Here is an 11,060-nt window from a genome sequence, read left to right as displayed (position 1 = left end):
CGGCGTCTCTGTTTCATCGCAACACTCCCGCCGCTTACATGGCGTTATTGTGTTGCATCGACCGGTTGAATCCGCCAGTTGAAGTGGACACCAGCATCGCCTATCACTCATCGCGCGGGAAGGACGCCGACAACGGACCGCTTACCCCGCGGTGCAGATAGCTTTTGCGATGGCGTCAATTTTGGTCGCCGGGGGAATCGGCTGAAGTTCGCCAGCCGGTTCGTCGAACTGCCCGAGCACATGCCCTTGGTCGTCAAGGAATTTGCCGCCGTCGATGCCGTAGCGTGCGCCGGCGCAATCCAGCACAAACCGCGTCATATCCGCCGCGTAACGTATCCCGACGTCTGTCTGGACCGACGCATAAAGCGTTTTCGTCCAGACACTAACGAATCCACGGGAATCCTTTGTTAGCGATCCGGCATCCACGAAGACCTGCACGTCGGGGCTCGAGGCAACCCGCACCCAGCCGGCGGCTGTTGCCGCGCCGAGTGAGGCGGCGACCATCGCAACGGCGAGCACCAGTCGCACGACTCGCGTACCTCGCAACTTCCGGACTTCAGTTGCGGCGGCCGTCCAGGCCTGCCGCGCAGCGCATTGTGTCATGATCATTTGCAGCTCAGCATCTAAATGGTTGATGCGTCGGGGGCGGTGGGCAGGACCAGCACTGCGCGCCGGATGGCCCCATCTCCGGCGGTCGAGCGACTCAACAGCCGCCTGCCGCCAGGCAGCAGGCTGGGATGACAGACGCGTCAGGCCAGGTCGTGCTGGTGCCAATCGTGACCAGATGCCACGGTTGGTAAAAAGCCTCCTGATACAGGGCGCCGTATCAGATCGGCGCGTCGGTCCTAGTCAGTCTACGCAATCCCGATCCCGATCGTCTTTGTAGGCCTCGCAGTCGTCGACGCGCAGATCACTCAGGGCCTTGCCGCGTAGCACCACTGCCCACAACAGAAAACGCTCGAGTTCTTTGGTGTACGCCCCCAGTGTTTCGGCTGGTCGCGATAGCGGTTCAGATACGCGCGCGCCGCATCAAGATCATGGTTCGCCTGGATGTAGCAGAACGCAGTCGAGCGATTTTCGCCGTGGGCGCCGGAGCGCGCGTGCGGCACGGCGAGTACGTCGGGAATATCCTGCGGCCGGACGTGAGATTGGTGCAGGCCTGTCGTGTCGCGGCACACCTTTGAAGGAAGAAGTGCACGTCAAGACGACCCATGCAAGAAGACGTGATCCATCGCGTGCTGACGAATTCGGAGGAGCTTGTCGAGCGTCGCGAGGGCCCTGACGGTCCATGGGAGAAGAATCCCCTGCAGACTCCTAAAGTTCGTCTCCTTTGTGCCGTTAGAAATCGAAGCGACGATAAATCGCTGTGGAAGACGACCGTTCGGATTACTTTCCGAAGACGTTCATTGCAGACCGAAATCGAGGGACTGTGCCTAACGCTGTATTCGCCGAAACGCTTGGCTTGCCGACCATATGGATTCGCCATTCCTACCCGGCCTGTTCGCAGCATGCGCCGAACGAACACTTGCTCGGATCTGTTGCGCGCGAGGCCCTCGCCGGGCATTGTCAGGTTGTTGGGGTCGGTGACGTAAGATGATGCGATGAAGAAATCGAAATCGCTCTATCACGGTCACCGCTTCCCAGCAGCCGTCATCAGTTGCGCCGTGCGCTGGTACTTCCGCTTCCAATTGAGCTTGCGCGATATCGAAGAGCTGCTTCTCGAGCGTGGTGTGACCGTGACATATGAAACGATCCGATGCTGGTGCGACAAGTTCGGCAAGGGCTTTGCTCACCGGGTGAAAGCCTCGCGACGCAAGCCGGGTAGCACCTGGCACCTCGACGAAATGTTCGTTACCCTGAGTGGCGAACCTTACCTAATGTGGCGCGCGGTGGACGAGCATGGCGCCGAACTCGACATCCTCCTGCAAAAGCGGCGCGACAAGGCCGCCGCCAAACGCTTCTTCAAGCGTGTGCTGCGCTCGAGTCCGGTGCCGCGCAAAATCGTCACCGATCAGCTGCGCAGCTATCCGGCGGCAAAAGCCGAGATCCCAGAACTTGCGAACGTGAAGCACGTGTTCGTCAAGGCGGCAGCCCGATTGAACAATCGCGCAGAGAACAGCCACCAACCGACCCGCGAACGCGAACGGCGCATGCGCGGCTTTCGCGACCCTAAACGCACACAGAAATTTCTCTCGTGCTTTGGTCCGATCCGACAACATTTTGCGCTTAAGCGGCATCTGCTGGGCGCTTCACTCTATCGCAAACAACTCACAGCGCGGTTCGCCGCATGGCGCGAATTTACCAACGTCACCCAAACTCCGTCGGTTGCTTTCTGTGCTGCAGCGCCTTATGCATCATCATCGACGAAATCCCGCAAGTTGACAGCGCCAGATAGAGGCTTGCCCTCGTCCACGATGTGCACAGTGAAGAGATCGATGCACGTTGCTTTATGACTTCTTCTCCGGCATGACTTCAACAGTCGGCCTGATCACTTCGATGCGAGGTGCCCCGTCAAATCCGTCCCGCTTCGATTCCGTTCTATGGGGCATCGACTGTAGGGAAAACGGTGGAAGTTAGTAGCCGTTCGCCCTTCGCATGCAAGCCGCTTCTTGCTTTACGACGGCTGCGCCGACGGCAGCATAGTGTTCGCAGAACGCTCGCTGTGCGAAGCAGGGTGCCGATTTTGCGAGCAACGCATCGACCATTTCGAACTGCTTGTCGAACACCCACGGTCGACGAGCGAGGGGACGGTCATTGAGCAAATAGGGGCTCCAATCCTTAGTCGTCTCGAGGATCTCGCGCGCAAACTCGGGCCCATATTCAGGCCGCCTTCAATTACAACATCAATATATGACTGGACAAGCGGAAACCGCGCGTCCGGTAAAGGAAGCCCCTCGCCCGGCGGCTTTCCTTCTGCCTTTGGCACGTACGCCCAGACCGTACCTGTGGGTGACCCGCTTCCGTGGATGGTTAAGCAGTTGAATTTTGAATGGATTGATTCCCTCCGGTTTGGGCAGTGCCGCGAGTTGTCCACGGCCGGTCGGCGGGTCGCCTATTACGACCACGACGCCGGCCGGCGGTGGACAACTCGCCAGTGATGCCGATTCGGTTTTGTTCCTCGTGAAGTTGCTCGTAGCGCATCGGCGAGCGGTAACCGATGCCGCTATGGCGACGGCTGACGTTGTACCAACCTTCTATCCACGAGAACAGCGCTTGCCGCGCCTGTTCGCGGGTTTGGAAGTGTGTGCGGGCGAGCAGTTCACATTCGAGTGTCGCGAAGAAGGCTTCGCACATGGCGTTGTCGAAGCAATCCGCCACCGTCCCCATCGACAGACGCACGCCAGCCTTACGGCAGCGGCGGCCGAAGGCAATGGACGTGTATTGGGCGGATTCAACCGGTCGTCGCAACACTCGATTATTGAACAGACCTCAGGTATTCGTCCAGGGCTTCGGCCGGTGTCTTCCAACCAAGCGTTTTCCGGGGTCTGGAATTCAGTGCGTTGGCGACGGCCTGGATCTCTCGAGCGCTCCACCGGGACAGGTCTGTGCCCTTTGGAAAGTATTGCCGCAGACGGCCGTTCGTGTTCTCGTTCGTGCCGCGCTGCCAAGGACTGTGCGGGTCGGCGAAGAATACCTTTACCCCGGACTCGACCGTAAAGCGGGCGTGATCGGATAGTTCTTTGCCACGATCCCAAGTCAATGACCGCCACAACTGGGCAGGCATGTCAGTCACGGTCTTCTTGAGCGCATTGGCCATCGTGACAGCTCCGTAGCCAGCCAGCGCGGGACCATTCTTCGTTCTGGGCATCAGCCCGTAGCCCTCCTCGCGAGGTAGATGGACGAGCATGGTGAACCGGCTTGTCCGCTCAACCAGTGTTCCGATTGCGGACCGGTTCAGGCCGATGATCAGGTCACCTTCCCAATGCCCTGGCACAGCACGATCCTGCACTTCTGCAGGTCGGCTGGAGATCATCACATCCTCGCTAACGTGCGCCCAGGCCTTGGCCTGTGCCCGGGCCCTCGGCACGCGCAACGCCCGCCCAGTGCGCAGACAGCTGACCAGCTCGCGCTTGAGAGCACCTCGGCCCTGAATATAGAGAGCCTGGTAAATGGCTTCGTGAGAGATGCGCATGGATTCGTCATCCGGGAAGTCGGTCTGCAGCCGGTTGGAAATCTGTTCGGGCGACCAGCCATTGACCCATTTACGGTCACCGCGATGCGGTTTGTTTCTCCCTTTGAATGGTGCTTGCCGGGGCCCAGAAATCTCACGGCCATCAGCGTCGCGAACCTTGCCCTCCAGACGGTCTTGCACGTAGTGGCGCAGCCGTGGGTTAGTCACCAGTTTCGAAGGTTTAGGTCGTTTGGCAACCAGCTCCGCCTTCCACTGCGCAACCGAAGCCCGATACTCAAGCTGCCCGCCACGCCTTGCAGCGTTACGTGTCAATTCCCGGGAGACCGTTGATGGGCTGCGTCCGATACGACGAGCAATATCGCGCACCCCGACGCCTTGATGCGAAAGTAGTCCAATCTCTTCTCGCTCCGCGAACGACAGGTACCTCCCGGATATCGGGCTCAACATGGAAAGTGGCATGCCGCCATTATGACGGAACCAGCGAGTGCCTACTGCCTGCGAAACGCCAACCGCCTCTGCAGCCTTCTCGCTTGTAATACCTGTTGCGATTTGCTCCCAGAATCGCCGCTCGATCTCACGTCGATGCGACGGCGCACCTGGCGAGCGCATCGCTCCTCGCCCTGTCAACTCACGCATCCAGCCCGCTGGTCGTCCCATAAACACCTCCTCGATCAAAGGTGTTGCGACGACCGGTTGAATCCGCCTTGGCAGCCTTGATCGCTATGGTGAATCACGCCAGCGGGACGTCGTTGCGCGAGAGCCGTATCGAGCGCCCTGAGCATCAGCTCCGTGTACAGGTGATCCGACATCGCCCAACCCACGATCCGGCGGCTGAACACGTCGAGCACCACCGCGAGATACAGGAACCCTTCGGCGGTCGGCACGTAGGTCGCATCCGCCACCCACAGTCGATTGGGCTCGTCGGCGCTGAAGTGTCGTTGCACCAGATCCGGCGCGGGCCGTGCGTTGGGCTGCCGCCGTGTGGTAGAGATCCAGCGTCGCCGGCTTACGCCACACAGGCCGGCCAGACGCATCAGGCGGGCAACGCGTTTGCGTCCAACATGCACGCCTTGCTCGGCAAGTTCGAAATGAATGCGAGGCATGCCGTAGACGCCGCGCGAGCCTGCGTGGATCGCCCGGATGCGCGCGAGCAGATCGGCGTCGCTGCACGCTCGCTTCGATGGCGCGCGCTCAAGCCACGCGTAAAAGCCGCTGGCGGAGACCCCGAGCAGCCGTGCCATCGTGGCAATGGGCCATGCGGCCCGATTCGCTTTCATGAACTCGAACCCTTCTCGGGCACCGTTCCGGTCTCCCGTGCGAACCAGGCCGCGGCTTTTGAGAGGATCTCTCGCTCAAGCTCAAGCTGGCGCACCTTGCGGCGCAGGCGCGTAAGTTCTTCGCGCTCGGCAGTGGTGAGCCCATCGAGTCGTGTACCGGCGGCACGAGCTGCCTGCCCGACCCAGTTGTAGATGGTTTGCGCCGTCGGCTCAAACTCCTTGGCCAGTTCCTCCGGCGTGCGACCGGCCTTGACCAGTTCGACTATCTGGGCCCGGAATTCCGCCGGGTATGGGGTACGGTGCTTCGCCATAATGGGCACCTCCTGAACAAAAGGATAGATGTCCACGAAAGCGGGTCAACTCCAACCCTGCGCCGGCAGCGGCTGCCACGACACAGCCTCGATCAGTGCGAGGCGCACCCCTACGCGCACGTAGCCCTTCTCCCGTTTGTCGAACGCGGACATGTCATCGCCGACGGAGTAGATCACTCCATTGATCGTCATAGGTCCCTCCCCGTCAACCGGGCGGCGCAAACCGAGCGCCGTTAACCCGGTGGGTGCGCGGTCACTCCAGCTGCGCACGTAGCCGAACGCCGCCGAGACACGCAGAGGGACGGCCGGAACCGATTTGTCGACCGTAGAGCTGCGAGACTGCGTATTGATAAGCGAGCCGTAGCTAAAGATGAACTGCGTTGGCTCGTTGGGGAAGACGCGTCCCCCAGAATCCGGATGTTTGTGCGTCGATAGTTGAACAGGCAAAAGCCAGCACCGCAATTAGTATTCGAATGCGCCCTATCGCCGACATCATCACGTCTCCGTCCTATGCGTTGGTGTCTGACGGAATTGAATAAAGGGTCGTCCATTGCCAGATCCGCTATTCGTCGCAGTCGAAACGTCCGTAGTCAATGGCGTTGGCATGCGGCACGCGGCCGCCAACGAAACTGCCTGACGCCCTCCCTCGGAACCACCGTTGGTGGCTGCCATGGATAACCGTCGACGCTGGCCAATGGTACCAGTCAAGAATCTCGCATCGGCTATTTCTTTGCCCTATAACAATAGTTGAACAGGTGCTTATTGACGGGTGTCCTATGAAGCTGCTTACATCATTTATTTTGCTCTCACTATTCACCCCTATCGCACATGGAGAGCAAGGCGATTCAGACGATCGCGCGCTCATCGAGAAGTGGACGGCTGAACATGCGAAAACGCCAGGTTCTCAGCGTGTGTCGGCGCAAGAGCATGAGAAGGCGTCTCCGATCGACGCTGGTGCGCCCGGGGCTGCTTCGAACACCCCTAGCCAGTGACTGAAATGCGCATATCAGTGAGCAATCCAACGTGCACGATTAGGCAATTCGAGACGGCGTGAAACTCGTGCCGTACATGGTTGGCGAAATGTCGAATAGGCCATAGGCGACCATCGCGGAATATACAGCTACCGAATTCTCGGTTCGAACTCATGCCTCGGCTTCGGTGGTCCATCGACTAGTTCCGCTCTCGGATGAACACGCAGCAAGGCTCGGCGGCTGGCAACCCAACTGTTCGGTGACCGTAGTTCCGGGCGTCCTTGTCGGCGATCGGCAAGTTATCCAGCTCAAACCATTAGGGATCGAGCTTCGATGCGCCGGATCTGAAGCCACGACAACGCGTTCAAGTTAGCTGGAGCGAGCCAGATTTTCAATCTCAACGCCTACGTGTAGTGGAGAACTCTGATGCAACAGAACCGACGTGCTGCGGTTGTGCAATCGGGGTCAGTCGTCTTCGATGTGGACAAAACGATCGACAAAGTTGCGATGTTGGCCGCCGACGCGGCGCGACAGGACACGCAACTGATCGTATTTCCTGAAGCGTTTGTCTCGGCCTATCCGAAGGGGCTCGATTTCGGCTCGACAATTGGTGGAAGAACCGCCGCCGGTCGCGACGACTATCGCCGTTATTACGACAGCGCTGTTGATGTGCCAGGTCCCGGCACTCGCCGGTTGGGGGAGATCGCCGCCGACCACAAACAGTACATCGTGATCGGCGTAATTGAGCGGGACCATGGCACGTTGTATTGCACTGCCTTGTTTTATGGTCCGGACGGTGTGATGCTCGGGAAGCATCGCAAGCTGATGCCAACTGCCGGCGAGAGGCTGATCTGGGGCTATGGCGATGGGTCGACTCTGCCGGTTTTCGACACGCCGCTTGGTAGAGTCGGGGCAGTCATCTGCTGGGAAAACTACATGCCATTAATGCGTATGGCGATGTACGCCAAAGGCGTTCAGATTTACTGCGCTCCCACCGCCGACAGTCGGCCGACATGGGCTTCCTCGATGCAGCACGTAGCCTTGGAGGGGCGTTGCTTTGTGTTATCGGCCTGCCAGCATTTGCGCCGATCGGATTGCCCAACCGAGTATGCCGCAATCCAGGGCAACGATCCGTCCACTGTGCTGATGAGCGGTGGAAGCTGCATCGTCAGCCCGCTTGGGCAGCTGATAGCCGGCCCCATCTTTGAGCAGGACGCAGTGCTCGTGGCCGACCTTGCCCGCGGGAAATATGACTTTGACGTCGCGGGCCACTACGCCCGGCCGGACATCTTCCGTTTGCATGTCAACGAAGCGGCAATGCCCCCCGTGGTGTTCGAGAAGAATGGATTTGACAACGGATCTTAATGATCAACGCGGGAGTTGAACGAGTCCCAGTCGGCCGTAGCCGACCCATCTTAGCCACCCCATCTGCTCCAATCATGACGGCAGCTTCCAAGTCTGAAGCGGTCGTCCGGAGATGCTGCGTCCGTCAGTCGTTACGCCAGTACGGACGGAGGTCTTGGCGTAGCAGGAAAGAGCATCACGATCGAAGTGCCGCCATGCCACCGGTGGGGCGGTCGACACCGGGACATCGGCACCGATTTCAAAGTAAGATCAGCAGTCCCCCAGGTCGACCCCGCCGGGACAGCGGATCTTCTTCCTCTATAGAAGGCGCATGATGGCGTCATAGGTCTACCAACGCCTTACCGCGACAACAATAATATCGGCCGCCGCCCAAACTATAGTAGTGCCCCCCGCTAACTATCATCGCCTGGCACTCAGGACAGACCTCCCAACCTGAAGGGGTAACGCGGATTATGGACTATCCTGAGCCTCCACGGCACCTTTCACGAATTCCGGTCCGTGCTCGCTGACACCCTGCTTTATAAACTCGTATGCGCCATACATGTGCCCGTTAGGGCACTTAAGGTAATTGGAGAAGCACTGCCCAATCACTTTAACATCTAGTTCTTTCTCAATCATAGCTATCTCTTTATCCGGTACCGATTTCAGACCTGTCTCTGCTATTAGCCGAGTATCTGTCAGCGCATCCCGTCTTGAGTGTCAGGGTGCATGATGCGAACGTTTCGCCATCGTAGTGATGGGAGTGATGCGATGGACGACGACGTGATGGGGCGAGCTGTCGTGCGAACGGGCGCTCGGCGCCCTCGCCAAGGCGAAGCATTCTGGCGAGAGATGGTCGCCGCATGGAAGATGAGCGGCGTTGGCACTCGGCGCTTCTGTCGCGAACAGGGTCTTGCCGTCAGCACTTTTGGATTGTGGCGCAAGAAGTTTACGGGCGAGACGCCTGCAACGAGTCCGCTGGCCGTGACGGCCGACGCCGCGTTCGTCATTGCTCGCCTCGAAGGTGAGCCTGCGGCGACACCATCATCTGCGTCGGCCGATACGTCATCATCGTCGACGCGTGATCGCGTGACGTTATCGATCGCCGGCGTTCGCATCGAAATGAGTGGCGTGCATGCCGAGCGCATCGTGCGCTTCGTGCTTGGCCAGCTTGGCGGTGCACGGTGCTGATCGCCGCTGATGTTCGAGCCTACATCTGCCGCGAGCCGGTCGACATGCGCAAGTCGATCGACACTCTGTCGTATCTGGTCGAACCGCTGCTTGCGCAGAAGCCGGCTTCGGGCAACTTGTTCGTGTTCGTCGGGCGTGACCGCACGAAGGTGAAGTGCCTCTATTGGGACCGTACCGGATTCGCGCTTTGGTACAAACGACTTGAACACGGACATTTCCCATCACCGGCCTCGCTCGCACAACGCGGCTTCACGCTTGCGGAACTCAATGCGTGGCTCGAAGGTATTGAGATTCCGGCGCGCGAGCCTCATCGCGCCGTCGCGGTGACGCGCGTGGCTTAAACGCTGCCCTGAATCGCGCACAGCGCTCACCGAAGCTTGTAAACGTCGCGCGAGTTGGGCATCATGGTTGACATGCTGCCCGCCGCCGTCACTGCCGGGGATCTGCCACTGGAGCTCGAGGCCCTGCAAGCCTTTGCACTCGAACAGAATCGGCTCGCGTGCGTGTTGTGGGAGCAACTGGAGAGCCTTCAGCATCAGATCGCGCAGCTCAATCGCGCTCGCTTCGGCGCGAGTTCCGAGCGCCTGGCGGGTCAGGCCGAGCTGTTCGACGCCGCCACAGATATTCCCGTTCCTCCCGAGCCCGCGAAGGTTCAAGTCACAGGGCACACCCGGAAAGGACGCCCCGCGTTGCCAAAGGACTTGCCACGCACGCGCATCGAATATGACCTGAGCGACGAACAGAAGGCCGCATTCGACGCGCTTGAGCGCATCGGCGAAGAGCGTAGCGAGACGCTGCATTACGAGCCGTCAAGGCTCACGGTCATCGAACACATCCGCTTCAAGTATGCAGCGAAGAAGGATGGCGAGTCGACCATCGTGACGGCGAGCGCTCAGCCCTCGCCGCTGCCCAAGAGCAATGCGAGCGCGAGTCTGCTCGCGAACATCCTGGTCAACACCTACGTTGATCATCTGCCATTGAATCGGCAAGAGATGCGCTATGCGCGCCGTGGAATTCACCTGCCGCGAGCCACGCTGTGCGAATGGAAGTTAGCCGCAGCAGAATTGCTTGGCGTGCTTATGCCTCCGCTGCGTGCGCACCAGTTGCAGGCGCCTCGCATGCATGTCGACGACACGACACTGCCTTTGCTTGAGAAGGGCCGTAAGACCACCCGCACTGCGCGATTATGGGGCTATTTGGGTGCGGGCCAACGCGAGGAGAACGGTGTCTGGGTCGATCACCCTCCGGCGGTCGTGTTCCAGTTCGCTGAATCGCGCGCGGGCTCGCATCCCCAGGGTTACCTACGAACTTACAAGGGCTACTTGCAGGCCGACGCATACAGCGGGCACGAGGCCCTTTATGAGACCGGCGACATCATCGCGGTGGGTTGTTGGGCGCATTGCCGTCGTCGGTTCTTTGAAATCGCCAAGACCCAAAGCAGGCCGGGGCTCGCTGCACAGGCGCTGCAGTGGATCGCCCAGCTATACGCAATAGAGTCGCGAATCAACCATAAGACACCCGACCTCAAATATGCGGCGCGGCAAGCTGAGGCCTTACCGGTACTTGCAAAGTTCCGGCAATGGCTGGAAGGCAACGTCATTGGCTTGCCGACTCAGGCACCCCTCGCCAAAGCGTTTGGCTACGCGTTGCGTCATTGGCAAGCGCTGATTCGCTACACAGAGAGCGGAGTTCTGTTACCGGACAACAACGCGTTGGAACGGCAAATCCGGCCGATTGCTCTTGGAAGAGTTTATCGTCGGTTCGCAGTTATCGAAGGCTAAGCGTAAGATCGCGAATATAGCACCTGAGCGCGCGACGTCCCGGCTCTGCCCCC

The 11,060-nt window shown here is 59.7% G+C and carries 8 protein-coding genes and 3 pseudogenes; 5 read left to right on the top strand and 6 right to left on the bottom strand.

All coding sequences use genetic code 11. From position 1 onward, the window contains the following. Nucleotides 1-141 precede the first annotated feature (141 nt). A complete protein-coding gene (locus tag AWB75_RS32730; RefSeq protein ID WP_061128133.1) occupies nucleotides 142-609 on the bottom strand; it encodes a surface-adhesin E family protein in 468 nt (155 codons plus the stop codon). A 270-nt stretch (nucleotides 610-879) separates the two neighbouring features. After that, nucleotides 880-1,115 (bottom strand): annotated as a pseudogene (locus AWB75_RS38945) (integrase); the annotation flags it as partial. Between the two features lie 486 nt (nucleotides 1,116-1,601). Here AWB75_RS38945 and AWB75_RS32715 point away from each other — a divergent pair. Continuing rightward, nucleotides 1,602-2,453: an IS6 family transposase gene (locus AWB75_RS32715; RefSeq protein WP_235012351.1), complete on the top strand. Its 852-nt coding sequence runs from the start codon at nucleotides 1,602-1,604 to the stop codon at nucleotides 2,451-2,453. Nucleotides 2,454-3,120: 667 nt separating this feature from the next. Here AWB75_RS32715 and AWB75_RS39585 read toward each other — a convergent pair. The 4 genes and pseudogenes from AWB75_RS39585 to AWB75_RS38940 all read right to left on the bottom strand — a co-directional run. Then, nucleotides 3,121-3,387, bottom strand: a pseudogene (locus AWB75_RS39585) (transposase); the annotation flags it as partial. 28 nt (nucleotides 3,388-3,415) lie between these two features. Continuing rightward, nucleotides 3,416-4,768, bottom strand: coding sequence for an IS30 family transposase (locus AWB75_RS32700; RefSeq protein ID WP_087087127.1), 1,353 nt, complete (start codon nucleotides 4,766-4,768; stop codon nucleotides 3,416-3,418). 68 nt (nucleotides 4,769-4,836) lie between these two features. Continuing rightward, nucleotides 4,837-5,720 (bottom strand): annotated as a pseudogene (locus tag AWB75_RS32695) (IS3 family transposase); the annotation flags it as partial. 45 nt (nucleotides 5,721-5,765) lie between these two features. Continuing rightward, entirely contained in the window at nucleotides 5,766-5,912 is a 147-nt protein-coding gene (locus AWB75_RS38940; RefSeq protein WP_235012350.1) for a hypothetical protein, read from the bottom strand. Nucleotides 5,913-7,117: 1,205 nt separating this feature from the next. On the opposite strand from AWB75_RS38940, the gene AWB75_RS32680 reads away from it, so the two are divergent. The 4 genes from AWB75_RS32680 (at nucleotide 7,118) to tnpC (ending at nucleotide 11,007) form a co-directional block, all read left to right on the top strand. Next, nucleotides 7,118-8,056, top strand: a complete 939-nt coding sequence (locus tag AWB75_RS32680) for a nitrilase-related carbon-nitrogen hydrolase (protein ID WP_061128129.1) — start codon at nucleotides 7,118-7,120, stop codon at nucleotides 8,054-8,056. 750 nt (nucleotides 8,057-8,806) lie between these two features. Then, nucleotides 8,807-9,226, top strand: a complete 420-nt coding sequence (tnpA, locus tag AWB75_RS37850) for an IS66 family insertion sequence element accessory protein TnpA (RefSeq protein WP_159462832.1) — start codon at nucleotides 8,807-8,809, stop codon at nucleotides 9,224-9,226. Beyond that, nucleotides 9,220-9,567 carry an IS66 family insertion sequence element accessory protein TnpB gene (tnpB, locus tag AWB75_RS32670; RefSeq protein WP_040048688.1) on the top strand — a complete coding sequence of 116 codons (348 nt, stop codon included), beginning with the start codon at nucleotides 9,220-9,222 and terminating at the stop codon, nucleotides 9,565-9,567. The genes tnpA and tnpB overlap by 7 nt, the downstream gene beginning before the upstream one ends. A gap of 63 nt (nucleotides 9,568-9,630) precedes the next feature. Further along, nucleotides 9,631-11,007 (top strand): IS66 family transposase, encoded by a 1,377-nt coding sequence (tnpC, locus tag AWB75_RS32665; protein ID WP_061128128.1) that lies wholly within the window; start codon nucleotides 9,631-9,633, stop codon nucleotides 11,005-11,007. Nucleotides 11,008-11,060 lie beyond the last annotated feature (53 nt).

Source organism: Caballeronia catudaia, from assembly GCF_001544755.2.
Taxonomy (GTDB): domain Bacteria; phylum Pseudomonadota; class Gammaproteobacteria; order Burkholderiales; family Burkholderiaceae; genus Caballeronia; species Caballeronia catudaia.
Note: the sequence above shows the minus strand (reverse complement) of the source record. Positions and strands in the feature narration are given on the sequence as shown.